Here is a 24,465-nt window from a genome sequence, read left to right as displayed (position 1 = left end):
ACGCCTAGGAACAAGAACGCCATGACTAGCCAGTGCCGCCCGCTCTCTCGCCGGTTCCACCCTCTTGCTTTCGCCTTCCTCGGACTGATGGTCGTCGTCGCGGGCATGCTGGGAACACAGCCGGCACGTGCCACCCCCCTGCTCTCCGCAGACAAGCCCACGTTGGCGCCGATGCTGGAGGGGGTGCTGCCGGCGGTAGTCAATATCAAGATCAAGGCGCAGCGGCAGGTCGAGAATCCGCTGCTGCAGGATCCCTTCTTCCGCCGATTCTTTGGTCTGCCCGAAGAGAACGCGCCACAGCAGCGTCAGGCACAGCCGGTCGGTTCGGGCGTCATCATCGACAACGAACAGGGCCTGGTGCTGACCAACCACCACGTCATCGCCAAGGCGGACGACATCATCGTCAACCTCGCCAATGGGCGTGACATCGAGGCCGAATTGGTCGGCAGCGACCCTGAAACCGACATCGCCGTGCTTCGCATCGACGCCAGCGGTCTGCCCGCACTGAAGATGGCCGACTCCGACGCGCTGAAGGTGGGTGATTTCGTGCTCGCCATCGGCAACCCCTTCGGCCTCGGACAGACAGTGACCTCGGGCATCGTCAGTGCCTTGGGGCGCATGACCGGTACCGGCGGGTACCAGAACTTCATTCAGACCGACGCCGCGATCAACCCCGGCAACTCCGGTGGTGCACTAATCAACCTGGATGGCGAACTGGTTGGCATCAACAGTCAGATCCTTTCCCGTACCGGCGGCAACATTGGCATCGGCTTTGCTATCCCCACCAATCTCGCGCGCCGCGTCATGGATCAGCTGGTCGAATTTGGCGACGTGCAGCGCGGCAAGATCGGCATCGTCGGCCAGACCCTGACACCTGAACTGGCAAAGGCCTTCGAACGCGACGCCGAGGGCGGCGTGGTCATCACGAAGGTCATCGAGGGCTCCCCCGCGGAGGATGCCGGACTGCAGCCGGAAGACATCATCATTGCCATCGATGGCAAGCCAGTCGATGACATGCTGCTGCTGCGCAATCATATCGGCCTCAAGCGCGTGGGCGAGAAGGTGGAACTCAAGGTGAAGCGCGGCAACAAGACCCGCGAATTCACCGTAGTCATTGGTGATGCCGACACCACTGAGGCCGGCGGCGATGCCATCCATCCGCGTCTGCAAGGTGCGCAGCTTGGCGCCATTGCGGAGGATCACCCGCTGGCCGGCCAGGCCGAAGGTGTGCAGGTCCGCTCCATCGAACGCGGGTCGCCGGCTGCGCAGTCCGGACTGCGTCCCGGTGACATCATCAGTGCAGCCAACCGCGAGCCGATCAGCTCGGTCGGAGAACTCCGTGAGATTGCGGAGGGTAGCCAGCAGCTCCTCCTCCATATCCGACGCGGTAACGGCGCCCTCTTCCTGCTGCTCCAGTAGGCCTTGGCCAATCCGCTGTGGGCATCGTTATACTCTGGCGAATGTATCGGCGGCGGCCATGATGGACGAAGAACTCACTCAGCTCGAGCAACGCGTACATCAGCTGCTCGCGGCCTACCGGCAGGCGCGGAGCGAACAACGCCGTGCAGAGGCGGAACGCGACCGCCTGCTGGAGGCCAACAACGAGTTGCGCGAACGCATCGAACGCATCGTCGCGCGCATCCGGGCACTCGAGCTGGAGCAGAGCGATGGCTGACGACGCGATTACCATCTCCGTCCGCATCATGGGCCGCGAGTACACGGTCTCCTGTCCGCCCGACGAGCACGAGACTCTGGTCGCCTCGGCAGAGCTGCTGAACGAGCGCATGTCCGCCATCCGCCGCCGCGGCAAGGCGCTTGGCACCGAGCGCATCGCCGTGATGGCGGCCCTTAATCTGGCACGGGAACTGCTCGCGGGCGGCGGCAGCAAGGAAGATCGCGCTGCACGCGAACGCGCCGCGGAGCGCATCAAGCAGTTGCGGCTCGATATCGACAGCACTATCGCGCGCAACAGCTGACACGCCATTTCTAGTATCGTGTGAGTGTGTCTCCTGCGGTGTACGTGGTTCGCCTCGAAACCCTTGAGCCTATTTAACCACCCAGGGAGCCGACGCTGTTTCTGGCGAGCATGCCTGCCTTCGCAGCGGGAAGCCCGATGACTCAGTCCGGCACCCACTTGAGACGAAGTCTCAAGGTCACTGGCGTATGACGGCACAGGCGGGAGACACCCCCCATTCCCCGGATCGCGAGGCACTGCGGCGCGCAGGGCGGCGCGCTCGTAAGCACCTTTCGATGCGCTATCGCGCCTACGCCGCGCACCGCGCTGCGATCCACGCAAGCCTGCTCGCGCGCCGGATGCAGGCCCGACGCATCGGCGCCTACATTGCCTACGGCAGTGAGCTCGATACCCAGCCGCTGCTCACCGCGCTGTGCGCCCAACCTCGCACAACCTTGTACCTTCCCCGCATCAGCCGAGATGGCCGCATGGCCTTCCAGCAGTGGTCAGGTGGCCCCTTGCGCGCGGGTGCCTTCGGCATTCCCAGTCCGGTGGCTGGACCGCGCTGCTTCGCTGGAGCGCTCGACCTCCTCTTGCTGCCCCTGGTCGCCTTTGACGCGACCGGCTCCCGCCTCGGCGCCGGCGCAGGCTACTACGACCGCTACCTCGCGCAGGCGCCGCGCCACCGCCCCGTGGTCTGTGGCTATGCCTTCGCCGCACAGGAAGTCGATGCCATCGAACGTGCGCCATGGGATATCCCCCTGCAGGGCATCGTGACGGAAAGAGGCTTCCGACGGCTTTCCCGGTAAAGTCTTCGCCTTCTCCCAACCATTTCTCGACCATGCTCTACTGGCTGATGAAGTCCGAGCCGGACGCCTTCTCCATCGACGATCTCCGCGACCGACCGAAGCAGACCGAGCCCTGGGATGGCATCCGCAACTACCAGGCGCGCAACTTCATGCGCGACCGCATGCAACCCGGCGACCGCGCCTTCTTCTACCACTCCAACTGCGATGAACCGGGCATTGTGGGCTTGATGGAGATTGCCTCCACCGCCTACCCCGATCCGACACAGTTCGACCCCGATAGCAAGTACTTCGATCCAAAATCGACCCCGGAGCAACCTCGCTGGCAGCTGGTCGATGTGACCTACGAGCGCCACACGCGTCGCAATATCTCGCTCAAGGAGCTCAAGACCTATGCCGAGGGCGAGCTTGCGGGCATGAAACTGCTGGCCAAGGGCAACCGGCTGTCGATCATGCCGGTGGCGGAAGAACACTGGCAGTTCATCCTCTCACTGGAATAGCGGATCATCCGGCCGCACCGCGGTCGAAGCGCAGGGCAGCCAACGCGCTCAGCGCTTGAAGTCGTGCCCCAGATAGACCTCGCGCACGCGCTGATCCTTCTCGATATCGTCGGGTGTGCCGTCGGCGATGACCCGACCCTCGGCGAGAATGTAGGCGCGCGAACAGACACCGAGCATCTCGCGCACGTTGTGATCCGTCACCAGTACGCCGATATTGCGTGCGCGAAGATGCTGGATGATGCCCTGGATGTCCTTGACCGCCAGCGGATCGACACCGGCAAAGGGCTCGTCGAGCAGGATGAAGCGCGGGTTGGCGGCCAGCGCCCGGGCGATCTCGACCCGCCGCCGTTCGCCGCCGGACAGGGACATCCCCAGATTGTCGCGCACACGACCGATGTGGAATTCCTCGAGCAGTCGCTCCAGTTCGTCGCGTCGTTCGCCGCGCCGCAGGTCGCTGCGCGTCTCGAGGATGGCCATGATGTTCTCCGCCGTCGTCAGCTTGCGAAAGACGCTCGCCTCCTGCGGCAGATAGCCCACGCCGCGTCGCGCCCGCACGTGCATGGGCGTGCGCGTCACATCGTGCCCGTCGAGCATGATCTGGCCGTCGTCCGCGGAGATCAGCCCAACCATCATGTAGAAGGAAGTGGTCTTGCCGGCGCCGTTGGGTCCGAGCAGGCCGACCACTTCACCGGCACAGACAGCGAGCGATACGTCGTGCACAACCGTGGTCTTCTTGAAGCGCTTGCGCAGACCGGTTGCGCTGAATACGCCCTGGCCGTCCTGCACGTCGCCGTGATCTGCGTGGCTCATTCCTGGACGCGCTCGATGGTCTGCGGATCGATGGTGATGCGTACGCGGCTCCCCTCGCCGGCACCGCTGGCGGTGATGCGCTGATCGACCAGGCTGTAGCGCAGGGTCTCGCCCACCAGTCGATCCCCCCCCCGTCGCAGCGCCACATTGCCTTCCAGGGTGATCACCCCTTCGGCGCGGTCATAGCCAATACGCTGCGCCTGCGCGTCCACCGGCTGGGTATCCTCACCTTCGCCGGTCGGCTCGTGGCGAAGGGAGGCGGGACCGCCTTCCACCAGCACCTGGATGGCACCGTCGTCGGCGCGTTCAAGACGCAGGTTCTCACCGGTCACGCGCAGCGTATCGCTGGTGAGCTCGACGTTGCCGCTGTATTGCATGATGCCACTGCGCGCCAGTTCGGCGCGATCCGCACTGATTTCCAGCGGGCCCTGCGCACGGAGTTGATCCGACTGCGCCCAGGTCAATGGATGCGACAGCAGGATCAGTGCCGCAGCCAGCAGATTGCTGCGTCGGATCGCACTAGCCTGCATCGTAGGTCACCTGCACCTGGTCAAGGAGGTCCAGGCGCTCGGCCTCCCAATCGGTGCGCAAACCGACGCTGCGCAGCTCCCGCCCGGGACCGGTGATGCGCACCGGCTCGGCGGTACGCAGCAGGCGCTCCGTCACATCAACCGTGAGCTGCTCCGTACGTGCCTGCAGCGCCTGGCCATCGCCCCATTGGCCGGTGACGTCGACGCCGCCAGACAACGCAAGATCGCGGCTGCCGGCAGGAATCTCGCCGCGCGGCGCCACCAACGACCAGGCGTCGCGCTGACCCAGACCCTTGACCTTGGGCGCATCGATCACGACGCGGTCATCGGCATAGACGGCCAACTGTTCCGCCTCGATGCGGTACAGCGGCGCGCCTTCGGCATTGGTGCGCAGCCAGCGTGCCTCGCGCACGATGTAGCGCGGCGGTTCGCGAAGGTCGACGGCGCCTTGCGCAACGCGTGCGCCCTCCCGCGTCAGATTCGCGCCCCAGATCACGACCAGCACGCCCAGCACAAGGGCGAGGAACCATTCGCGTCCGCTGCGCATCAGTCCAGCTTGCCCTGGGCTGCCAGAATGAAATCGGCGGCCTCGCGGACCGCGCCGAAGCCACCCTGATGCTGGCTTTGCCAGTGCGCGCGGCTGGCCACGCTGGGATGCGCGTCGGCGACGGTAAGCGCCAGACCCGCGCGCTGCATCAGCGGGAGATCCGGCGTGTCATCGCCCATGGCGGCGCACGCGGCATCGTCCAGTCCCAGACGGGCCTGCACGCGCTCGTATTCGGGCAGCTTGTCCTCGGTCGACAGCGCGATATGCGATACGCCCAGACTTTCCAGGCGCAGCTGCATGGCGGCCGAAGGGCGGCCAGAGATCACGGCCACGTCGATACCGGCGCGCAGCAGCATCTTGATGCCGAGACCATCGCGAACATGCACCGTCTTCCATTCCGTACCGTCGGGACCGAGCCAGAGCCGGCAATCGGTCAGCACGCCGTCGATGTCGAGAAAGACGCAACGGATCTTGAGGGCACGCGCGACCAGTGCCTCGTCGATGACGGTACCGGTCATGCCGCGCCCGCACGCAGCAGATCGTGCAGATGCACCACGCCACAGACCTGCCCTTCGCGGTCTTCCACCAGCAGCGAAGTGATCGCGTGTTCCTCCATGCGATGAACGGCCTCGGCAGCCAGCGCATCGCGACCGATCCTGCGCCCGCCTTTGGTCATGACATCGGCCACGCGCACGGCGTGGATATCGACGTCGCTTTCGAGCACGCGGCGCAGATCGCCATCGGTGAAGATGCCGCTGGCACGGCCTTCCGGATCCGTGACCACGGTCATTCCCATGCGTTTGCGCGTCACTTCCAGCAGGGCTTCATCGAGCGGCGTGTCGGCAGCCACCATGGGGATGTCGTCGCCGGTATGCATGAGGTCGGCAACCTTGAGCAGCAGCCGCCGGCCCAGGGCGCCCCCCGGATGGCTGCGCGCAAAGTCCTCTTCGGTGAAGCCGCGCGCCTCCAGCAAGGCCACGGCGAGGGCATCGCCGAGCACCATCGTGACCGTGGTGCTGGCCGTGGGCGCGAGATTGAGCGGACAGGCTTCCTGAGCCACCGAGATATCCAGATGCACGTCGGCGAGGCTCGCCATGGTCGACGAGGGCTTGCCCGTCATGCTGATCAGGGGCACGCCGAGGCGTTTGATCAGCGGCAGGATCGTCACCACCTCCTGCGTTTCCCCGGAGCTGGAGATAGCGAGCACCACATCTTCGCGGGTGATCATGCCGAGATCGCCATGGCTGGCCTCGCCGGGGTGCACGAAGAAGGCGGGCGTGCCGGTTGAGGCAAGCGTGGCCGCGATCTTGCCGGCCACGTGTCCTGACTTGCCCATGCCGGTCACCACCACGCGTCCGCGGCAGGCGAGCAACAGCCGGCAGGCCTCGACGAAGCTGTCATCGATGCGCGCATGCAGTGCATCGAGGGCGTCGCGCTCCAGGTCGATCACGCGCGCGGCGAGACCCTTCAGAGCATTGTCATCCATGCGGTGGCGGGGTACGAAGCAACATCCCGCCAGTGTAACCGCTGCAAGCGGGCGGAATGCACCGGGCCCGACTCAGCCCTTGACCTTCTCGTAGGCATCCAGCGCACGCTGCCGCGAGGCTTTGAGGTCAACGCGCGGTTCCGGGTAATGCGTGCCCAGCCGAATGCCGGCCTCGCGGAGTACGGAGGCGGAGGCCTCCCAGGGCGCGTGCAGCTGCTTGTTCGGCAGCGTCGCGATCTCTGGCACCCATTCGCGCACATAGGCACCGTCCGCATCGAATTTCTGGGACTGCAGGACCGGGTTGAAGATGCGGAAATAGGGTGCGGCATCGGCGCCGCTGCCCGCAGCCCATTGCCAGCCCAGGGTATTGCTGGCGAGATCGGCATCCACCAGCGTGTCCCAGAACCAGCGCGCGCCCTCCTGCCAGGAGATCAGCAGATTCTTGGTGAGGAAGGAGCCGACGATCATGCGTATGCGGTTGTGCATCCACCCCGTGTGCCAGAGCTGGCGCATGCCGGCGTCGACGATCGGGATGCCCGTCTGACCGCGCTGGAAGGCGCGCAGGTCCTCGGCATAGTCGGACGGGCTGCGCCACGGAAATTCGGCAAAGCGCGGGTTCAGCGGTGTATCCACCGTGTGCGGAAAGTGGTAGATCAGGTGGTAGGCGAATTCGCGCCAGATGAGTTCGCGCTGGAAGTGTTCCACCCCGGACTGGGTGCTCTGGTCCTTCACCGCTTCACTGGCCGCCCAGGCCTGCCGCGGCGACAACTCGCCGAAATGCAGATGCGGCGACAAACGCGAGGTGCCATCCGTCCCCGGTGCTTCGCGTCCGGTGTCATAGCGACCAGCGGCGTCGCCCACGAACTGCTGCAGGCGCTGCTGCGCGCCCGCCTCCCCGGGGGACCAGGCATCAGCCAATCCTTCATCCCAGCGAATGCGCGGCAGCAGTTCCAGCGCGTCAATGGCAGCGCCACCTCGCGCCATGGTGGTGGCGACTTCGGGCCAAGGCACGCGAGTCGGCGCCGGCAGCGGCTCGGAAGGCTGGTAGAAGGCATGGAAACGACGTGCGAAGGGCGAATAGACCCGGTACGGATCGCCATTGCCGGTGGCGAGGGTCCACGGCTCCGCCATCAGATTCGACGCATGGCTGCGCACCGAAATCCCCGTGTCGCGCAGGGCGGCCTTGACGTTGCGGTCGCGCGCGATGGCGGCAGCTTCATAGCAGCGCCCCCAGTGCACGGCGGTCGCCTCAGTGGCAGCAACCATCTCCTGCAGTACGGCCAGCGGATCGCCGGCGCGCACGACAAGGCCTGCGCCACACTGCTCCAGCGCCTCGTGCAGTGCCTTCAGGCTGTGATGCAGCCACCAGCGCGACGCCGCACCGGGCGGCCAGTCGGCTTCCTGCTCGGGGGCATGGATATAGACCGGCAGCACCGCGTCGGCCTCTTCCAGGGCGGCGTGAAGGGCAGGATTGTCGGCGAGGCGCAGGTCGCGCCGGAACCACACGATATGGGTAGACATGACAGAGGGATCGCAACACGAGGTCTATAATCGCGCCCCATGCTAAATGGCTCCGCACCGATTCACGCCAAGCGCACCCCCCACTGTCGAGGAGGCGTGGCATGACCGCCGATGCCGTGCCCGCCATCGATGTGCGGGCGGTGACCAAGCAATTCGGCGCGCTGCAGGCCCTCAAGGGCGTCGATCTGCAGGTTGAACGCGGCGAATTCTTCGGACTGCTCGGCCCCAACGGCGCCGGCAAGTCGACCCTGATCGGCATCATCTCCGGCCTGGTGCGCGCCAGCAGTGGATCGGTGTCGGTGATGGGGCACGACGTCAGCCGCGATTTCCGTCACGCCCGGCGCGCGCTGGGGGTTGTGCCGCAGGAATTGGTCTTCGACCCATTCTTCAAGGTGATCGACACGCTGCGACTGCAGGCCGGCTACTACGGCTGCGGGCGCGAGGCCCGGCCCTGGATCGACGAGTTGCTGGAACGCCTCGAACTGACCGACAAGCGCAACGCCACCATGCGCGGGCTCTCGGGCGGCATGAAGCGGCGCGTGCTGATTGCGCAGGCGCTGGTGCACCGCCCGCCCGTGGTGGTGCTCGACGAGCCCACCGCGGGCGTGGATGTGGAGCTGCGGCGCACGCTGTGGACCTTCGCGCGCGAATTGCATGCAGCGGGTCACACTATCGTGCTGACCACGCACTATCTCGAAGAAGCCGAAGACCTGTGCTCGCGCGTTGCCATCGTCGACCGGGGTGCGGTGCGCGTGGTGTCCACCACGCGTGACCTGCTGGCCCGCCACCCGTTCCGCTTCCTGCGCGTGACCCTGTCCGGCGCCGCTCTGCCCGCCCATCTACAATCCCAGGCGGAGGCCTGTGCCGACAACACCTGGGAGCTCAAGCTGGACCGCAAGACCCAACCGATTGGCACCGTCATCGAGGAACTGCGCCAGGCCGGCTGCCGCCTGGAAGACATCGCGACCCGGGAGCCGAGCCTGGAGGATGTCTTCGTCGAACTCACCGAGAAGGAGGCCGAGCCCGATGCAGCCTGATCATCGCGGACTGCTGACCGTCGTCCAGAAGGAGGTACGCCGCTTCTGGAGCGTGATCGGCCAGACAGTGACCGCGCCGGTGATCACCGCGCTGCTCTTCCTGCTGGTGTTCTCGCATGTGCTGGAGGGACGCGATTCGGGCTATCCCGGCGTGGCCTACACGCAGTTCCTGGTACCCGGCCTGATGATGATGCAGGTGCTGCAAAACGCCTTCGCGAACACGTCATCCTCGATCGCGCAGTCAAAGATCATGGGCAATATGGTCTTCCTGCTGATGGCACCGCTGTCCGCCCGTGATCTCTTCGTGGGCTACATCGTCGCGGCGCTGCTGCGCTCGACGCTGGTCGCGGCGGTGATCTTCGTGGTCACCTGGCCCATCGTTGGCCTGCCGGTCAGCCACCCCTTCGCGCTGCTGGCCATTCTGTTGCTGGCGGCAGGCAGCATGGGCTCGCTCGGCATCATTGCCGGCGTCATCGCCAACAAGTTCGACCACATTGCCGCCTTCCAGAACTTCCTGATCATGCCGCTCACCTTTCTCAGCGGCGTGTTCTATTCGGTACACGGCCTGCCGGATTTCTGGTTCGAGGCGAGTCTGTTCAATCCCTTCTTCTACATGATCGACGGTTTCCGCTACGGCTTCTTCGGCGTGGCGGATGTCTCGATCTGGCGCAGCCTCGCCTGGAGCCTTGGCTTCTTTGCCTTGAGCAGCGGCATCGCCATCGCCTGGCTGGCGAGCGGCTATCGCTTGCGCGCCTAAGGCGCGGACCGCCCCTCCGACGCAGGCAATACCCGGTCGACAAAGGCCCGCATCGCCTCGCGATAGACCGTCACACTGGCTTCATTGCTGGTGTTGTGGCTGCCGTCGAGCGTGATCAGCGTGGCGCCAGCCGCCTCGGCCAGCCGCTGCCCGTGCGCGTACGGCACGATCTCGTCACCGCGCGCGTGCAGCACCAATACCGGCGTGTCGATGGTGCGCAGCCGCTCCAGCGTCGGATAGCGGATGCGCACGAACCACTGCGCCGGCAGCCAGGGATAGAGCGCCTCGGCGATGTCGGGCACCGAGGTGAAGGTGGAATCGAGCACCAGCCCAGCCGCCGGTACGCGGGTGGCGAGATAGGCCGCCACCGCGCCTCCGAGGGAGCGGCCATGCAAAAGGATACGCTCCGGCGACCGCTGCCGCGTCTCCACCAGATAGCGCCAGGCGGCCTCGGCATCGCGGTAGGTTCCTGCCTCGCTGGGTGCGCCGGTGGACTGGCCATAGCCGCGATAATCGACGAGCAGGGTATCCAGACCGAGGCCGTGAAAAAGTCTGGCAAAGCCGATGCGATCGCCGATGTTGCCGGCATTGCCGTGGAACATCAGCACCACGCCACGCGCACTATCGGCCGGGATGTACCAGGCGTGCAGCGTCTCGCCATCGACCGTAGCGATGCGCGCCTCTTCAAAGGCAAGGCCGGCATCGGCCGGCGTCGCGCGCACGGCGCGGCTGGGTTCGTTGGGGAAATACAGCAGTTGCTTCTGGACGCTGGGCGTCATCGCCAGCGCGCCCAGCGCCAGCAGTCCTGCCAGGATGCTCACGGTGGTACTCATCGCATCGCCCGCCCCACGGCCATGATGGCCCCCATCGTCACGTGGACGGCTCTGGCGCGTGCGCCCCATCCTGATCCGGTCCGGGGCCGCCCGGCGTCTCGGCCAGTTCCTCGAACAGGGCGGCGCATTCGCGCGCGTGAAAGGCCTGTGCCTCCGGACCTGTATCCGGACCGGCATAGCGACCAAGAGCGCGCGCCTCGGCGAAGAAGCCGGCGCGGGGCATGACAGGGGCCACTTGACTGACCACCACCGCGGCGCGTAGCGGCTGGCCTGCAGCTACGTCCTCGGCCATGGTCGCTTCCAGCGCAGCCGTCAGCCGCCCCATCTGCCGCGGCCCCGGAACGGCCAGCGCGTCCAGCACTTCGCGATAGCTGACCGGCCGCCGCGCACGCGCGCAGGCCTCCAGGTAGGGCCGCAGGGCAACACGCCATGCGGGCATGGGCGCATCAGGGGCGTCAGACGCAGCCATAGATTGGTATGGCAATGAGGCCGGAAGGTGCCTGGTCCGCTACCGCGCGCCATCGCCGCGCCAAGGGGCGTGCCGGGAGCTGTGCAGGACCCAGGCGGGCGGCCGGGGCGCGTACAATGCGCCGTCCACCCAGCATGAAAGCCGTAATGCAAGCCCAAGACATTCAGCAGCTCATCGAAGACGGTCTGCCAGGCGCACAGGTCGTGGTGCGCGGCGACGATGGCCAGCATTTCGAAGCGGAGATCATCTATACCGGTTTCGCGGGCAAGTCCGTGGTCGAACAGCATCGCATGGTCTACGGCGCGCTGGGCAAGCGCATGGGCGGCGAGATTCACGCCCTCGCCCTGCGCACGCGCGCCGAGTGAGAGGGCGTGGACAAGCTTCTGATTGAAGGCGGCGCCCGGCTCGCAGGGGAGATCGACGCCTCCGGTGCCAAGAACGCCGCGCTGCCCATTCTGTGCGCCACCCTGCTGTCGGCGGACGCGGTCACGCTGCATAACCTGCCGCAGCTGCAGGACGTGCGCACCACCCAGCGTCTGCTGCGCGAACTGGGCGCGGAAGTACAGGCAGAGGACCCCACGGCTGTCACCGTGCAGGCGCGTGACCTGGTCACCCATACCGCGCCCTACGAACTGGTGAAGACCATGCGCGCCTCCATCCTCGTGCTCGGCCCGCTGCTCGCGCGCCTGGGCGAGGCACGGGTCTCGCTGCCGGGCGGCTGCGCCATCGGCGCGCGCCCGGTCGACATCCATCTGGAAGGGCTGCGCGCCATGGGCGCCGACATCCGGGTCGAAGGTGGCTTCATCCATGCACGCGCCTCGAAGCTGCAGGGCACCCGCTTCGTCATGGATACCGTGACCGTCACCGGGACCGAGAATCTGATGATGGCCGCCACCCTGGCCGAAGGCACCACGCTTCTCGAGAACGCGGCCTGCGAGCCGGAGATTGGCGATCTGGCGACCTGCCTGAATGCCATGGGCGCGCGCATCAGTGGCGCCGGAACCTCCACCATTCGAATCGAGGGCGTTGAGCGCTTGCACGGCGCCGAGCACCGCATCCTGCCGGACCGCATCGAAATCGGCACCTTCCTGGTGGCGGCAGCCATGACCCGCGGCAGCGTCACCGTGCGCCAGACCGGCAGCGGTCTGCTCGACGCCGTGTTGCGCAAGCTGCAGCAGGCAGGCGCCCGCATCCACTGCGAGGCGGACAGCATCCAGCTCGACATGGCCGGACGCCGCCCGGTATCCGTGGATGTCCATACCGCCCCCTTCCCCGGCTTCCCGACCGACATGCAGGCGCAGTTCATGGCCCTGGACTGCATCGCTGACGGCGTAGCGACGATTTCGGAGAACGTCTTCGAGAATCGCTTCATGCACGCCCTCGAACTGCAGCGACTGGGCGCGGATATCCGTATCGAGGGCCACATGGCCGTGGTACGCGGCCGCGAGCAGCTCGAAGGCGCCCCCGTCATGGCCACCGATCTGCGCGCCTCGGCGGGTCTGGTGCTGGCGGGTCTGGTGGCCGACCGGCAAACGCTGGTTGATCGCATCTATCACCTCGACCGCGGCTACGAACGCCTGGAAGAGAAATTCCGCGCGCTGGGCGCTTACGTCCAGCGTGTCACGCATATCCCGCAGGAGGCGGCATGAGCGCTAGCGCCGGCGTCACTCTGGCTCTGTCCAAGGGGCGCATCTTTGAGGAAAGCGAAGCCCTGCTCGCGCCCCTGGGGCTGCTGCCCCAGGCGGATCTCGATGACCGCCTGCTACGCCTGCCCTCCCAGGCCGAGGGGGTTGATCTGCTGGTCATCCGTCCTTCCGACGTTCCACCCTATGTCGAGCACGGCGCCGCGGATTTCGGCATCGTCGGCAAAGATGTGCTGATGGAACACGACGGCAGCGGCCTGTTCGAACCCCTGGATCTGCAGATCGCGCAGTGCCGCATGGTGGTGGCAGGCCTGCCCGACAGCGGACTGGACCGTCTGCGCCGGCGCCCGCGCATCGCCACCAAGTATCCGGCCATTGCCCGCGCCCATTTCGGCCGTCAGGGCCGACAGGTGGAAATCATCAAGCTTTACGGCTCGATGGAACTGGCGCCGCTGGTCGGCCTGGCCGACGCCATCGTCGACCTGGTGGCCACCGGCAGCACCCTGCGCGCCAATGGCCTGATCGAATTCGAGACCATCGCCGACATCTCCTCGCGCCTGGTGGTGAACAAGGCGGCGATGAAGACCAAGCACGCGGCATTGACCCACTGGATCGAGCGCTTCCGCGAGGTGGTGGCCTCGACGGAGCCCACGGCATGAGCATGACACCGCAGATGCAGCGCCTGGATGCCAGCGACGCGGGCTTCGATGCGGCGCTGGATCGTCTGCTCGACCGCCTGCCCGCCCGCGACGAGGAAGTGCGCCTGATCGTGGCGGACATCATTGCCGAGGTGCGCGCACAGGGCGATCAGGCGCTGGTGGCGCATACCCGGCGCCTGGACCGCCTGCCCTGCGAAGACGGCGCCGTACCGGAAATCGGGCAGGCAGAATTGCGGGCCGCGCTGGAGCGCATTCCGACGACGCTTCGCGAGGCTCTGGAAGCAGCGCGCGACCGGATCCATGCGCACGCCCTGCAACAGGGCTTGGTCGGTTTCGAGCATAGCGACGCCCACGGCAATCGCATGGGCGTCCGCATCAGTCCGCTGGACCGCGCCGGCATCTACGTGCCGGGCGGCCGCGCCGCCTACCCCAGCTCGGTGCTGATGAATGCGGTACCCGCGCGAGCGGCGGGCGTGGGCGAGATCATCATGTGCGTTCCGACGCCGGATGGCGTCCGCAACGACACGGTGCTGGCCGCCGCGGCCCTGGCCGAGGTCGACCGCGTGTTTGCCATCGGCGGCGCGCAGGCCGTGGCAGCGATGGCCTATGGCACCGAGACCGTGCCGGCGGTGGACAAGATCGTCGGCCCCGGCAATGCCTTTGTTGCCGAAGCCAAACGGCAGGTCTTCGGCCGGGTCGGCATCGATTCGGTCGCCGGCCCCAGCGAGGTCTGCATCATCGCGGACGGCACCGTATCGCCGGAATGGATCGTCTGGGATCTGTTTGCCCAGGCCGAGCACGATGAGGAAGCACAGTCGATCCTCATCGCACCCGATGCCGGGTATCTGGATGCGGTCGCCGCCGCCATCCCGGCTGCTCTGGCGAAATCCGGCCGCGCCGAAATCGTCGCCACCGCACTGTCGGCGCGTGGCGCGCTGATTCAGGTGCGCGATCTGGCGCAGGCGCTGGCCGTATCGAATCACATCGCGCCGGAGCATCTCGAGCTTGCGGTGGCGGACCCCGACGCACTGCTCGACGGCATCCGGCATGCCGGCGCCATTTTTGTCGGCGCGCACACACCCGAAGCCCTGGGCGACTACTGCGCTGGGCCCAACCACGTGCTGCCGACCTCACGCGCCGCGCGCTACGCCAGTCCGTTGGGCACCTACGAGTTCCAGAAACGCAGCAGCATCATTGCCTGCTCTCCCGCGGGCGCGGCGCAGCTGGCGCCAATTGCCGGCGCCATCGCCGATGCTGAAGGACTCGATGCGCACGCCCGCAGTGCGCGGTTGCGCGCGCAACGCTGAGCGCCTTGGCACCACGATAGCGGCGGGACCATCCCGCCGCAGCGCCCGCCTCAGGCGTCGGGCCGCGCGATTGCGCGCCACAGCATCTCGAACAGCACGCTGGACTGCGCCGTGAGCGAGCCCATGTCCCGCCGTTGCACCTGCATCTGCGTCAATCGCGCCAGGATGCCGAAGATGTAGTCAAGCAGGATGCGCTCGTCGACCTGATCGTTGAGGATGCCGCGACTGCGGCCCTCCGCCAGCACCTTCATGAAGGTGCCGAAGAGCAGCGGATTGTGATAGTTGGCGTGCTTGCGCCAGGTGTTGACGTAGACCGAGCTCATGATCAGCTGCGCCACCTGCGGCCGCTGCTCGAAGTAGTCGAGCACCACCCAGAAGGTCTTGCGCAGCCGCTCCTTGTAGTCCTCGATGCCCTGCAGATGGTCGATCATGCGGGCCGCCAGCTCGGACAGCTGCGCATCCAGGCAGGAAAAGAGCAGGGCTTCCTTGCTGCCGTAGTACTTATAGATCGTCTGCAGCGAGACGTTGGCGGCCCGGGCCACCTCGATCAATCCCACACGATAGAACTCGCGCTCGGAAAAGATTTCCAGCACCGCCTGCTCAATGCGGCGCCGCGTCGCCGGGTTCAGGCCGTCCAGGCAGGGCAGCGCGATCGCCTCTTCTTCCAATAGTTCGCTCATTGCGTAAGTTTCATTACTTTCATGACTCGACGCAAGTCCAGACGTACGCCACCGTATTGCGTTCTCGCGCATGGTGTGCTCTCATGCCTTTCCCGCACCATACGGTACCGTGTGGATAAAGCGCCGAAGGCCGCGGTATGGAGAAGCACCGCAGCCATGCGCCAGTGCGAGTAAGACCTATTACCGGAGAACCTGATGAGCGACGCATTCATTTTCGACGCCGTCCGCACGCCCCGCGGCAAGGGCAAGAAGGACGGCAGCCTGCACCAGATCACGCCCGTGCATCTGGTCGGCAATCTGCTCAATGCACTGCAGCAGCGCAATGACCTCGATACCTCGCGCGTCGACGACGTCGTGCTCGGCTGTGTCACGCCCGTGGGCGAGCAGGGCGCGGACATCGCGCGCACCGCCGTGCACTACGCGGGCTGGGATGAATCCGTCGCCGGCGTCACCCAGTCGCGCTTCTGCGCATCGGGCCTGGAGTCGGTCAATCTGGCCGCGATGAAGGTGATGTCCGGGCAGGAGGACCTGGTGGTCGCCGGCGGCATCGAATCGATGAGCCGCTGGCCGATGGGTACCGACGGCGGCGCCATGGCCATGGATCCGCGCGTCAATCAGCTCATGGGCTTCGTGCCCCAGGGCATCGGCGCCGACCTCATTGCGTCGCTGGAAGGCTTTTCGCGTACAGATGTCGACGCCTTCGCGGTGCGCTCGCAGCAGCGCGCGGCCCAGGCGCAGGCCGAAGGACGCTTCGACAAGACCCGCGTACCGGTCACCGATGTCACCGGGTTGACCGTGCTCGACCACGACGAGACCATCCGCGGCGAGACTACGGTGGAGTCGCTGGGCAACCTCAAGGCCAGCTTCCAGCAGATGGGCGAGATGGCCTTCGATGCCACCGCCATGCGCAAATACCCGACGGTGGAACGGATCAACCACGTCCACCATGCCGGCAACAGCAGCGGCATTGTCGATGGCTCCGCGCTCATGCTGGTGGGCTCCAAGGAGATCGGTGACGCCCTGGGCCTGAAGGCGCGCGCGCGCATCCGTTCGGTGGCAGTCACCGGCTCCGAGCCCACCATCATGCTGACCGGCATTGCTCCGGCCTGCCGCAAGGCACTGAAGAAGGCGGGCATGTCGATTGACGACATCGACCTGCTGGAGATCAACGAAGCCTTTGCCGCGGTGGTGATGAAGGCAGCGCGCGATCTGGATGTTGACCTGGACAAGGTCAACGTCAACGGCGGCGCCATCGCCATGGGCCACCCGCTGGGTGCGACCGGCTGCATCATCCTCGGGACGCTGCTCGATGAGCTCGAGCGCAGCAACAAGAACGTCGGCATGGCCTCGCTGTGCGTCGGCGGCGGCATGGGTATCGCCACCATCATCGAGCGCGTCTAGCACGCGGCCGACAGACGACAAGACAGGAAATACAACCATGAGTGTGCAATTCGACATCGACAACGACGGCATCGCCACGCTGACGCTGGACATGCCGGGCCGTTCCATGAACGTGCTGAACGACGACCTGACCGGCCCCTTCAAGGAGGCCATCGAACGCATCGAGAACGATGACGCCATCAAGGGCGTGGTGATCACCTCGGGCAAGAAGGACTTTCTGGCCGGGGCCGATATCGATGGCGTTTACGCCATCACCGACCCGGCCGAGGCCTTCCGCCTGGCCGAGGATTACAAGGCCTTTCTGCGCCGCCTGGAGACCTGCGGTCGCCCGGTAGCCGCAGCGCTGAACGGCACCACCCTGGGCGGCGGCCTGGAGCTGGCGCTGGCCTGTCATTACCGCGTCTGCCTCGACGAAGGCCGCATCAAGATCGGGCTGCCGGAAGTGAAGCTCGGACTGCTGCCGGGTGGCGGCGGCACACAGCGCCTGCCGCGTCTCATCGGCATCCAGGCGGCGCTGCCGCTGATGCTGGAAGGCAAGGAACTGGATCCGGGCAAGGCCAAGCAGCAGGGCATTGTCGACGAGCTGGCCAGCGATCGGGAGCAACTGGTCGAGCGCGCCAAGCGCTGGTGTCTGGAAAACCCGAAGGCGGTCCAGCCCTGGGATGACAAGAAGTTCAAGTGGCCCGGTGGTGACTCCAAGAGCCCGGCCAACGGCCAGCTGTGGGCCATCGCGCCGAGCATGGCCTCGGCCAAGAGCTGGGGCAACTACCCCGCCATCACCCACATCCAGAGCTCCGTCTTCGAGGGCGGCATCGTCGACTTCGAGACCGGCTGTCGAGTGGAGTCCCGCTACTTCGCCGCCTGCGTCGTGTCGCAGGAATCGAAGAACATGATCAATACCCTGTGGTATCAGCTCAACAGCATCAACCGCGGCGAATCCCGTCCGGATGGCATCGAGCGCAGCAAAGTCAGCAAGCTGGGTGTGCTGGGCGCCGGCATGATGGGGGCGGGCATTGCCTATGTCTCGGCCAAGGTTGGCATCGAGGTGATCCTGCTCGATATGAAGCAGGAAGCCGCCGACAAGGGCAAGGCCTATTCGGAAGGCCTGATGGACAAGGCCATCAAGCGTGGCAAGGCCACTCCGGCCGACAAGAGCGCTTTGCTGGACCGCATCAAGGCCACCACCGACTTCAACGACCTGGAAGGGTGCGACCTGGTCATCGAGGCGGTCTTCGAGGACCGGCAGATCAAGGCCGATGTCACGGCCAAGACGGAGGCAGTGATTCCGGCCACGGCCACTTTCGCCTCCAACACCTCCACGCTGCCGATCACCGGCCTGGCCAAGGCGAGCCAGCGTCCGGAACAGTTCATCGGACTGCACTTCTTCTCGCCGGTGGACAAGATGCCGCTGGTCGAAATCATCAAGGGCGAGAAGACCTCGGCCGAGACGCTGGCCAAGGGCTTCGACTACGTACAGCAGATCAAGAAGACCCCGATCGTGGTCAACGACTCGCGCGGCTTCTATACCTCCAGAGTCTTCGCCACCTACCCGATGGAAGGTCTGGCACTGCTCGCCGAGGGTCAGCACCCGCGCGCCATCGAGGTCGCCGGTCAGCAAGCCGGCATGCCGGTGGGCCCGCTGGCCCTGCAGGATGAGGTGTCACTGAGCCTGTCGCTGCACATCATCGAGCAGACCAAGAAGGACTTCGCGGCCGAAGGCAAGACCTACGAGGGACACCCGGCCGAGTCGGTGATCGAAAAAATGGTGCGCGAACTCGGTCGCGAGGGCAAGAAGACCGGCAAGGGCTTCTATGACTATCCGGAACAAGGCGCCAAAGGCTTGTGGTCCGAGCTGACGCGCCATTTTCCGACAGCGGCCGAACAACTTGACCAGCAGACGATGATCGAGCGCATGCTATTCGCGCAAGCGAACGAAGCGGCACGCTGCTTCGAGGAGAATGTTGTGACGTCTGTGGCAGATGCCAACATCGGTTCGATTTTCGGCTGGGGCTTCGCACCCTTCCAGGGCGGCGCCCTCCAGTTCATCAATGCATACGGCGTCGAGGCCTTCGTCGCCCGTGCCCACGAGCTCGCCGACCGCTTCGGCGAGCGATTCCGACCCGCTGAGAGCTTGCAACGCATGGCTTCCGAGCAGCAGCGATTTGCCGCCTGAGCGCTCCGCGATTCCGCTTTCAACCCCACTGAATCGAAAGAGGTTGTTATGTTTCAAGCATTAATGAAGACAATGAAGGCGAAGAAGATGCTGCCTCAGATCTCCGACACCGAGCGCATGGCGCTCGAGGCGGGCACGGTCTGGGTCGACGGCGAATTCTTCAACGGCAGCCCGGATTTCCGGCGCATGATGAACGAGCCCTACTCGGCGCTTTCCGCGGAGGAGCAGGCCTTCATCGACGGGCCGGTGACCGAGCTGTGCCAGATGGTGGACGCCTACAACATCGGCAAGACCCGCCAGATTCCGCCGGAAATCATGCAGTTCATGAAGGACAAGGGCTTCTTCGGCATGCTCATTCCGAAGAAGTACGGTGGCCTTGAGCTGTCCACCAGCGCCATCAGCACGATCATGGCCATGACCACCAACCTGTCGGCCGTGGTCAGCACCTTCATCGTCATTCCGAACTCCCTGGGCGCCGCCGAGCTGATCAAGCATTACGGCACGCAGGAGCAGAAGGACCACTACCTGCCCAAGCTGGCGCGTGGCGAATATATCCCCTGCTTCGGTCTGACCGAGCCCACCGCGGGCTCCGATGCCGCTTCGATCAAGGCCGAGGGTGAGGTCTTCAAGGACGCCGACGGCGGCGTCAAGATCCGCCTCAACTTCGCCAAGCGCTACATCACCCTCGCCCCGGTGGCGAACCTGATCTCGCTGGCCTGCCAGATCCGTGACCCGCAGAACCTGCTGGGCAAGGGCGAGGCACCGGGCATCACCGTGGCGCTGCTGCACAAGGGCATGCCGGGTCTGTCCAACGGCGACCATCATCAGCCGATCGGCGATGCCTTCTACAACGGCCCGATCTACGGCAAGGACGTCGTAGTGCCGGTTGAGAACATCATCGGCGGTCCGGAGTATGCGGGCCAGGGCTGGCGCATGCTGATGGAACAGCTCGCCGGTGGCCGCGCGGTGTCGCTGCCGGCCGGTGCCATCGGCGGCATGAAGTCGGTTGCCGCCACCACGGGCGCCTACTCGATGGTGCGTCAGCAGTTCGGCATCCCGATCGGGCGCATGGAAGGCGTCGAAGACAAGGTGGCGCGCATCGCCGCGCTGACCTACATGTGCGAAGCCTCCCGCGTCTATGCCTGCTCGGCCATCGACGCCGGCGAGCAGCCGCCGGTCATTTCGGCCGTGCTCAAGGCCTACACGACGGAAATCGCGCGCCAGTGCGCCATTGACGGCATGGATGTGTTCTCGGGCGCCGGCGTGATGCAGGGTCCAAACAACATCCTCGGCACCGGCTACACCACCGCGCCGGTGGGGGTCACGGTGGAAGGCGCCAACATCATGACGCGTACCCTGATCATCTTCGGCCAGGGTGCCACGCGGTGCCATCCCTACGCGCAGAACGTGGTCAATGCCGCCGAGCAGGACGATGCACAGGCCTTCCGCAAGAATCTGCTGGCCTGGTTCGGACAGTTCGCGCTCACCATCGGCCGCACCTTCGTGCGCAGCCTGACGCGCGGCTGGTCGGCGGGCAGCCCGGTCTCCGGTCCGACGGCCAAGCACTTCCGCAAGCTGGGCTGGGCCGCGGCGCGTTACGCCATGCTCACCAACCTGGCGATGTTCTTCATCGGTGGCAAGCTGAAGGCCCGCGGCAAGCTCACCGGCCGTTATGCCGATGCGCTGGCCTGGCAGTACTTCGCCCTGTCGGCCCTGCGCCGCTACGAGGCGGAAGGCCGCAAGGCCGAGGACCTGCCGGTGGTCAACTATGCCGTGAGCATCGCGCTGTCCGAGGTGCAAAAGGCCTTTGAAGGCATCTACTCGAACTTCGACGCGCCCGTGCTGGGGCTGTACATGCGCACCGTCGGTGCCATGCTCGTGCGTCTCAACACGCTGAGCCGTGGCCCGAGCGATCGCGATACGACCAAGGTCGCCATGGCCATCCAGGCCCCGGGCGCGCAGTACGACCGCATCATCAAGTACACCTATGCGCCGGCCGACGGCAGCCCGGGTGTGGGTCGTCTGCTCGCCGCGTGGCGCCTGGGTTACGAGGCGCAGCCGGTGATCAACAAGATCGTCAATGCGCAGAAGGCCAAGAAGCTAGAACGCGGTACGCCGGATGCCATGGGTGATGCCGCCCAGGCCGCGGGCATCATCAATGCCGATGAAGCCCATCTGGTCAACCGCGCCTATGCCGCACGCATCGAAGCCATCCAGGTCGATGTCTTCAGCCCCGAAGAATTCTTCGGCGTGAAGGGCCTCACCGCGGCACCGGGCTTTGAGGACAACGAGGCGGCCATGCCGCGTCTCGCTGCCAGCGCCTAAGCTGCAACGGTAGGTGGTAAGCAAAAGGCCCGCCTCATCGGAGGCGGGCCTTTTTTGTGTGCGCTGCAAGGACCTTGCAGGCTAGCTTTCGTCGTCCTCGGCCTGCGGCGGCTTCAAGGGCGGTAACGCCTCCAGCAAAATGCGGCCGATGGCCGGCGCGCTCAGCGAACCCAGGTAGAGCATGCCATCACGCTCCAGTGCGCTGGTGATCGGGGCGAAGGCATCCTCGCCCACGGCCTGCAAGTCCGCCAGCAGCTGTCCCTCGGTATCAAAGGCCAGCACATAGCCATGCTTGGCGGGCAAGGGCTGCAAGGCTTCCGGCAGGCGATAGGCGATCTTGCGCCACGCCGGCCGCGGCAACAAGGCATCCAGCACGGGATTGCGCGGCGCATACAGCGCGACCCAGAAGCGGTCCTCGCCATTGAAGGTGACATTGTCCGGGAAGCCGGGGAGATTCTCGACAAAGATCTCGATCTCACCCGCGCGTTCGCCCTTCAGCCAGTAGCGCTGGACGCGGTAGCGGGTGGTCTCGTTGACCAGCAGATAGGCTTCGTCCGGTCCGAGGGTGACGCCATTGGGGAAGTACAGGTCCTCGGCAAGCACCCGCACCTCGTCGGTTTCCAGATCGTAGGCGAGCAGACGGCCATTGGGCCGACTCTCAAAAGCATCGGCCATGACCTCGTGAATGCCGTAGCGCGATGAGGCATCGGTGAAGTAGGCCATGCTCTCGTCGGCATTGACGACGACATCGTCGACAAAGCGGTACGGCGTGCCATCGGCGGTCACGGAAAGGGTGTGGGCATAGCCGCCCTCAACCTTGACCAGCCCTTCGACCGCGTCGGCCACGATCAAGGATCCGTCGCTCAGCACCTCCAGGCCCAATGGACGTCCTCGTGTGTTGGCGAGCAGGGTCGGGTTGCTTCCGTCGGCATCGAAGCGCATCACACGACCGTCCACGAATCCGGTATAGAGACGGCCCTCCGCGTCAATGGCAATGGCTTCCGGCCCTTCGCCCACGGATTCGGCAATGCGCTCGACGGCACTCAGATGCGCGTTGCGTGCGTGTGGACCGGATTCCGTCGAGGGCGCTTCCGGCGGTTGCCAGGCAATGGGGTCGATGGGTACTGGCCAGAACAGCAAATACAGTGCACAGGCCAGCACCAGGGCGGCGGCCGTATACAGCAACTTCATGATGTCTCCCCGTAATTTTTGCAAGCCGCCCAAGCATGTCATAAGCGGCTTGGACTAGTATCGTCAGTCGTGCAGCTTATCGTATCGATAGAACATATCTGGGGAGCACCATGAGTCAACAGAAGAATCCATTGGAGATGCTGTTCCACTGGGCGGAGAAGCAGCCCGATACCCCCTGGCTCTTCCAGTCGCGCCAAGGCGTCTGGCAGGCCATGACCTGGGGCGAAGCCGCGGACCAGGTGCGGCGCATGGCCTCCGCGCTGCAGGGCATCGGTCTGCAACCGGGCGACAAGGTCGCCATCTCCGGCCGCAACACCGCGCACTGGTTCCTGGCCGATCAGGCCATCACCATGGCCGGGATGGTGTCCATCGGCCTCTATCCCAAGCAGAATCCGGCGCATACCACCTATATCCTCGAGCACAGCGAGACCAAGGCACTGTTCCTTGGCCCGATGGAAGATATGACGTCCTTTCTCGGCGCCGTACCGCAGGGCATTCAGCAGATCACCTTCCCCTACGACGAAGTCCCGGCCAAGGACCACGCGTGGAACGATCTCATCCAGCAATACGGCCCTCAACAGGACTACCGCACGCCCTCGGATGATGACGTGATGACCCTGGTTTACACCTCGGGCACCACGGGCAATCCCAAGGGCGTGATGATGACCTACGGCAACATGATGTTCGCCGCCAAGGGATTGATGGAGGCCATGCCGCCGAAGGGGCAGGAGCGCTTCTTTTCCTATCTGCCACTGGCACATGCCTTCGAGCGCGGCGCGGTCGAGCTGTCGAGCCTGTACTTCGGCGCCCAGGTCTATTTCCTGGAGAACATCGAACGGCTGGCGGAGCAGCTGGCCGAAGTCGCACCCACCCGTTTCTTCGGAGTACCGCTGGTCTACAGCCGTATCCAGGCCGGCGTACTGAAGAAGATTCCACAGAAGCGTCTCGACCTGTTGCTGAGCATCCCGCTGGTGCGCGGCTTCATCCGCAAGAAGATCCAGACCGCGATGGGCCTGCAGAATGCGCGCATGTGCTTCGCTGGCGCAGCCCCCACGCCCAAGCCGCTGATCGAGTGGTTCGACAAACTCGGCATTCCGCTCTTTCAGGGCTATGGCATGACCGAGAACAGCATCTATGCCACCACCAATCGTCCGGGTGCCAATCGCATCGGCTCGGTAGGCAAGCCCCTGCCCGGCGCGCACATGAAGCTGGCCGAGGACGGCGAGATTCTGTTCAAGCACGGCGGCGTGATGAAGGGCTACTACAAGGAGCCGGAGAAGACGGCCGAAACCTTCACCGAGGACGGCTGGTTGCGCACCGGCGACAAGGGCTACGTCGACAGCGACGGCTATCTCTACATCACTGGCCGCGTCAAGGACATCTTCAAGACGCTGAAGGGCAAGTACGTGGCCCCTGCCCCCATCGAAGGGGCGCTGTCGCGCAATACCCACATTGACCAGCTGTGCATGGTGGGCATGAATCTGAAGCAGCCCGTCATGCTCATGACGCCGGCTGCCGAGTCACGCAAGCTGCCGCGCGAAGAGATCGGCAATTCGCTGCTCGAGACCATGGACGCCGTCAACGCCGAACTAGAAGCGCACGAGGCCATTGCCAAGATCATCATCGTCGAGGACGAATGGACCATCGACAACGGCCTGATGACGCCGACCATGAAGGTCAAGCGGCCGCAGATCGAGGAGCGCTACGAAAGCCTGATCGAGTCCGCAGCCGCCGATCGCAGCACGCGCATTGTCTGGGAGGCCGAGCACAAGCGGCCCAACTGACCGGACAGCGTGACGTCACGACAACGGGACGAGTGCCACTGGGGCCTCGTCC

The 24,465-nt window shown here is 65.4% G+C and carries 25 protein-coding genes and 1 other RNA gene; 16 read left to right on the top strand and 10 right to left on the bottom strand.

Annotation, left to right across the window (positions count from 1 at the left end; genetic code table 11):
* Positions 1–21: 21 nt before the first annotated feature.
* The 6 genes from ACOOFO_RS05225 (at position 22) to ACOOFO_RS05200 (ending at position 3,260) form a co-directional block, all read left to right on the top strand.
* The gene (locus ACOOFO_RS05225; RefSeq protein ID WP_420428673.1) at positions 22–1,419 is read left to right on the top strand and encodes a DegQ family serine endoprotease; all 1,398 of its coding nucleotides are present in this window, start codon (positions 22–24) and stop codon (positions 1,417–1,419) included.
* Between the two features lie 58 nt (positions 1,420–1,477).
* Positions 1,478–1,675 (top strand): hypothetical protein, encoded by a 198-nt coding sequence (locus tag ACOOFO_RS05220; protein ID WP_420428671.1) that lies wholly within the window; start codon positions 1,478–1,480, stop codon positions 1,673–1,675.
* The gene (locus tag ACOOFO_RS05215; protein ID WP_420428669.1) at positions 1,668–1,976 is read left to right on the top strand and encodes a cell division protein ZapA; all 309 of its coding nucleotides are present in this window, start codon (positions 1,668–1,670) and stop codon (positions 1,974–1,976) included. Before ACOOFO_RS05220 ends, ACOOFO_RS05215 begins: the two co-directional genes overlap by 8 nt.
* 27 nt (positions 1,977–2,003) lie before the next feature.
* Positions 2,004–2,186, top strand: a non-coding RNA gene (ssrS, locus tag ACOOFO_RS05210) — 6S RNA.
* 25 nt (positions 2,187–2,211) lie between these two features.
* Entirely contained in the window at positions 2,212–2,763 is a 552-nt protein-coding gene (locus ACOOFO_RS05205; RefSeq protein WP_420429654.1) for a 5-formyltetrahydrofolate cyclo-ligase, read from the top strand.
* A gap of 32 nt (positions 2,764–2,795) precedes the next feature.
* Complete coding sequence (locus tag ACOOFO_RS05200; protein ID WP_420428667.1) at positions 2,796–3,260, top strand: EVE domain-containing protein; 465 nt, start codon at positions 2,796–2,798, stop codon at positions 3,258–3,260.
* A gap of 48 nt (positions 3,261–3,308) precedes the next feature.
* On the opposite strand, the gene lptB is transcribed toward ACOOFO_RS05200, so the two are convergent.
* The 6 genes from lptB to ACOOFO_RS05170 form a co-directional block, all read right to left on the bottom strand.
* Entirely contained in the window at positions 3,309–4,070 is a 762-nt protein-coding gene (gene lptB / locus ACOOFO_RS05195) for an LPS export ABC transporter ATP-binding protein (protein ID WP_420428665.1), read from the bottom strand.
* Complete coding sequence (lptA, locus tag ACOOFO_RS05190; protein ID WP_420428663.1) at positions 4,067–4,600, bottom strand: lipopolysaccharide transport periplasmic protein LptA; 534 nt, start codon at positions 4,598–4,600, stop codon at positions 4,067–4,069. Before lptA ends, lptB begins: the two co-directional genes overlap by 4 nt.
* Positions 4,590–5,147, bottom strand: a complete 558-nt coding sequence (gene lptC, locus ACOOFO_RS05185) for an LPS export ABC transporter periplasmic protein LptC (RefSeq protein WP_420428661.1) — start codon at positions 5,145–5,147, stop codon at positions 4,590–4,592. Before lptC ends, lptA begins: the two co-directional genes overlap by 11 nt.
* Complete coding sequence (locus tag ACOOFO_RS05180; protein WP_420428659.1) at positions 5,147–5,665, bottom strand: KdsC family phosphatase; 519 nt, start codon at positions 5,663–5,665, stop codon at positions 5,147–5,149. Before ACOOFO_RS05180 ends, lptC begins: the two co-directional genes overlap by 1 nt.
* Complete coding sequence (locus ACOOFO_RS05175) at positions 5,662–6,633, bottom strand: KpsF/GutQ family sugar-phosphate isomerase (RefSeq protein ID WP_420428657.1); 972 nt, start codon at positions 6,631–6,633, stop codon at positions 5,662–5,664. The genes ACOOFO_RS05180 and ACOOFO_RS05175 overlap by 4 nt, the downstream gene beginning before the upstream one ends.
* Positions 6,634–6,705: 72 nt before the next feature.
* Positions 6,706–8,154, bottom strand: coding sequence for a cryptochrome/photolyase family protein (locus tag ACOOFO_RS05170; RefSeq protein ID WP_420428655.1), 1,449 nt, complete (start codon positions 8,152–8,154; stop codon positions 6,706–6,708).
* Positions 8,155–8,270: 116 nt separating this feature from the next.
* On the opposite strand from ACOOFO_RS05170, the gene ACOOFO_RS05165 reads away from it, so the two are divergent.
* Together ACOOFO_RS05165 and ACOOFO_RS05160 are read left to right on the top strand one after the other, a co-directional pair.
* Positions 8,271–9,191, top strand: a complete 921-nt coding sequence (locus ACOOFO_RS05165; RefSeq protein WP_420429652.1) for an ABC transporter ATP-binding protein — start codon at positions 8,271–8,273, stop codon at positions 9,189–9,191.
* Positions 9,181–9,948 carry an ABC transporter permease gene (locus tag ACOOFO_RS05160; protein WP_420428653.1) on the top strand — a complete coding sequence of 256 codons (768 nt, stop codon included), beginning with the start codon at positions 9,181–9,183 and terminating at the stop codon, positions 9,946–9,948. The genes ACOOFO_RS05165 and ACOOFO_RS05160 overlap by 11 nt, the downstream gene beginning before the upstream one ends.
* Here the strand turns inward: ACOOFO_RS05160 and ACOOFO_RS05155 are convergent.
* Positions 9,945–10,769, bottom strand: coding sequence for an alpha/beta hydrolase (locus tag ACOOFO_RS05155; RefSeq protein WP_420428651.1), 825 nt, complete (start codon positions 10,767–10,769; stop codon positions 9,945–9,947). The two genes, ACOOFO_RS05160 and ACOOFO_RS05155, sit on opposite strands and share 4 nt — an antisense overlap.
* Positions 10,770–10,818: 49 nt before the next feature.
* Positions 10,819–11,220: a hypothetical protein gene (locus tag ACOOFO_RS05150; protein WP_420428649.1), complete on the bottom strand. Its 402-nt coding sequence runs from the start codon at positions 11,218–11,220 to the stop codon at positions 10,819–10,821.
* Between the two features lie 176 nt (positions 11,221–11,396).
* On the opposite strand from ACOOFO_RS05150, the gene ACOOFO_RS05145 reads away from it, so the two are divergent.
* Genes ACOOFO_RS05145 through hisD form a run of 4 tightly spaced genes read left to right on the top strand, consistent with a single transcriptional unit; the run spans position 11,397 to position 14,859 of the window.
* A complete protein-coding gene (locus tag ACOOFO_RS05145) occupies positions 11,397–11,615 on the top strand; it encodes a BolA family protein (RefSeq protein ID WP_420428647.1) in 219 nt (72 codons plus the stop codon).
* Positions 11,616–11,621: 6 nt separating this feature from the next.
* On the top strand, positions 11,622–12,899 hold the full coding sequence (gene murA / locus ACOOFO_RS05140; protein WP_420428645.1) for a UDP-N-acetylglucosamine 1-carboxyvinyltransferase: 1,278 nt from the start codon (positions 11,622–11,624) through the stop codon (positions 12,897–12,899).
* Complete coding sequence (gene hisG, locus ACOOFO_RS05135; RefSeq protein WP_420428643.1) at positions 12,896–13,552, top strand: ATP phosphoribosyltransferase; 657 nt, start codon at positions 12,896–12,898, stop codon at positions 13,550–13,552. Before murA ends, hisG begins: the two co-directional genes overlap by 4 nt.
* Positions 13,553–13,554: 2 nt before the next feature.
* On the top strand, positions 13,555–14,859 hold the full coding sequence (gene hisD / locus ACOOFO_RS05130) for a histidinol dehydrogenase (protein WP_420429650.1): 1,305 nt from the start codon (positions 13,555–13,557) through the stop codon (positions 14,857–14,859).
* A 50-nt stretch (positions 14,860–14,909) separates the two neighbouring features.
* Here the strand turns inward: hisD and ACOOFO_RS05125 are convergent, their stop codons facing one another.
* The gene (locus ACOOFO_RS05125; protein WP_420428641.1) at positions 14,910–15,539 is read right to left on the bottom strand and encodes a TetR/AcrR family transcriptional regulator; all 630 of its coding nucleotides are present in this window, start codon (positions 15,537–15,539) and stop codon (positions 14,910–14,912) included.
* Positions 15,540–15,734: 195 nt separating this feature from the next.
* Between ACOOFO_RS05125 and ACOOFO_RS05120 the strand changes: the two genes are divergently transcribed.
* The 3 genes from ACOOFO_RS05120 (at position 15,735) to ACOOFO_RS05110 (ending at position 21,438) form a co-directional block, all read left to right on the top strand.
* Entirely contained in the window at positions 15,735–16,940 is a 1,206-nt protein-coding gene (locus ACOOFO_RS05120; RefSeq protein ID WP_420428639.1) for an acetyl-CoA C-acetyltransferase, read from the top strand.
* Positions 16,941–16,977: 37 nt separating this feature from the next.
* Complete coding sequence (locus ACOOFO_RS05115) at positions 16,978–19,113, top strand: 3-hydroxyacyl-CoA dehydrogenase NAD-binding domain-containing protein (protein WP_420428637.1); 2,136 nt, start codon at positions 16,978–16,980, stop codon at positions 19,111–19,113.
* Positions 19,114–19,200: 87 nt separating this feature from the next.
* Positions 19,201–21,438, top strand: coding sequence for an acyl-CoA dehydrogenase (locus tag ACOOFO_RS05110; protein ID WP_420428635.1), 2,238 nt, complete (start codon positions 19,201–19,203; stop codon positions 21,436–21,438).
* 81 nt (positions 21,439–21,519) lie between these two features.
* Here ACOOFO_RS05110 and ACOOFO_RS05105 read toward each other — a convergent pair whose 3' ends face one another.
* Entirely contained in the window at positions 21,520–22,629 is a 1,110-nt protein-coding gene (locus ACOOFO_RS05105) for an SMP-30/gluconolactonase/LRE family protein (RefSeq protein WP_420428633.1), read from the bottom strand.
* 110 nt (positions 22,630–22,739) lie between these two features.
* Here ACOOFO_RS05105 and ACOOFO_RS05100 point away from each other — a divergent pair, with 110 nt between their 5' ends.
* The gene (locus tag ACOOFO_RS05100; protein ID WP_420428631.1) at positions 22,740–24,413 is read left to right on the top strand and encodes an AMP-binding protein; all 1,674 of its coding nucleotides are present in this window, start codon (positions 22,740–22,742) and stop codon (positions 24,411–24,413) included.
* Positions 24,414–24,465: the final 52 nt, after the last annotated feature.

This window comes from Algiphilus sp. (assembly GCF_965216485.1).
In the GTDB taxonomy this organism is placed as follows: Bacteria; Pseudomonadota; Gammaproteobacteria; order Nevskiales; family Nevskiaceae; genus Algiphilus.
Note: the sequence above shows the minus strand (reverse complement) of the source record. Positions and strands in the feature narration are given on the sequence as shown.

What these genes read in the sequence shown, in the direction of transcription:
- ACOOFO_RS05175 (WP_420428657.1), bottom strand. Translation starts at nt 6,633, where the DNA reads ATGGATGACAATGCTCTGAAGGGTCTCGCCGCGCGCGTGATCGACCTG.
- lptA (WP_420428663.1), bottom strand. Translation starts at nt 4,600, where the DNA reads ATGCAGGCTAGTGCGATCCGACGCAGCAATCTGCTGGCTGCGGCACTG.
- hisG (WP_420428643.1), top strand. Translation starts at nt 12,896, where the DNA reads ATGAGCGCTAGCGCCGGCGTCACTCTGGCTCTGTCCAAGGGGCGCATC.
- ACOOFO_RS05120 (WP_420428639.1), top strand. Translation starts at nt 15,735, where the DNA reads ATGAGCGACGCATTCATTTTCGACGCCGTCCGCACGCCCCGCGGCAAG.
- ACOOFO_RS05170 (WP_420428655.1), bottom strand. Translation starts at nt 8,154, where the DNA reads ATGTCTACCCATATCGTGTGGTTCCGGCGCGACCTGCGCCTCGCCGAC.
- ACOOFO_RS05220 (WP_420428671.1), top strand. Translation starts at nt 1,478, where the DNA reads ATGATGGACGAAGAACTCACTCAGCTCGAGCAACGCGTACATCAGCTG.
- ACOOFO_RS05115 (WP_420428637.1), top strand. Translation starts at nt 16,978, where the DNA reads ATGAGTGTGCAATTCGACATCGACAACGACGGCATCGCCACGCTGACG.
- ACOOFO_RS05110 (WP_420428635.1), top strand. Translation starts at nt 19,201, where the DNA reads ATGCTGCCTCAGATCTCCGACACCGAGCGCATGGCGCTCGAGGCGGGC.
- ACOOFO_RS05225 (WP_420428673.1), top strand. Translation starts at nt 22, where the DNA reads ATGACTAGCCAGTGCCGCCCGCTCTCTCGCCGGTTCCACCCTCTTGCT.
- ACOOFO_RS05125 (WP_420428641.1), bottom strand. Translation starts at nt 15,539, where the DNA reads ATGAGCGAACTATTGGAAGAAGAGGCGATCGCGCTGCCCTGCCTGGAC.
- ACOOFO_RS05105 (WP_420428633.1), bottom strand. Translation starts at nt 22,629, where the DNA reads ATGAAGTTGCTGTATACGGCCGCCGCCCTGGTGCTGGCCTGTGCACTG.
- ACOOFO_RS05200 (WP_420428667.1), top strand. Translation starts at nt 2,796, where the DNA reads ATGCTCTACTGGCTGATGAAGTCCGAGCCGGACGCCTTCTCCATCGAC.
- ACOOFO_RS05160 (WP_420428653.1), top strand. Translation starts at nt 9,181, where the DNA reads ATGCAGCCTGATCATCGCGGACTGCTGACCGTCGTCCAGAAGGAGGTA.
- hisD (WP_420429650.1), top strand. Translation starts at nt 13,555, where the DNA reads ATGACACCGCAGATGCAGCGCCTGGATGCCAGCGACGCGGGCTTCGAT.
- ACOOFO_RS05215 (WP_420428669.1), top strand. Translation starts at nt 1,668, where the DNA reads ATGGCTGACGACGCGATTACCATCTCCGTCCGCATCATGGGCCGCGAG.
- lptB (WP_420428665.1), bottom strand. Translation starts at nt 4,070, where the DNA reads ATGAGCCACGCAGATCACGGCGACGTGCAGGACGGCCAGGGCGTATTC.
- ACOOFO_RS05180 (WP_420428659.1), bottom strand. Translation starts at nt 5,665, where the DNA reads ATGACCGGTACCGTCATCGACGAGGCACTGGTCGCGCGTGCCCTCAAG.
- ACOOFO_RS05100 (WP_420428631.1), top strand. Translation starts at nt 22,740, where the DNA reads ATGAGTCAACAGAAGAATCCATTGGAGATGCTGTTCCACTGGGCGGAG.
- lptC (WP_420428661.1), bottom strand. Translation starts at nt 5,147, where the DNA reads ATGCGCAGCGGACGCGAATGGTTCCTCGCCCTTGTGCTGGGCGTGCTG.
- ACOOFO_RS05145 (WP_420428647.1), top strand. Translation starts at nt 11,397, where the DNA reads ATGCAAGCCCAAGACATTCAGCAGCTCATCGAAGACGGTCTGCCAGGC.
- ACOOFO_RS05150 (WP_420428649.1), bottom strand. Translation starts at nt 11,220, where the DNA reads ATGCCCGCATGGCGTGTTGCCCTGCGGCCCTACCTGGAGGCCTGCGCG.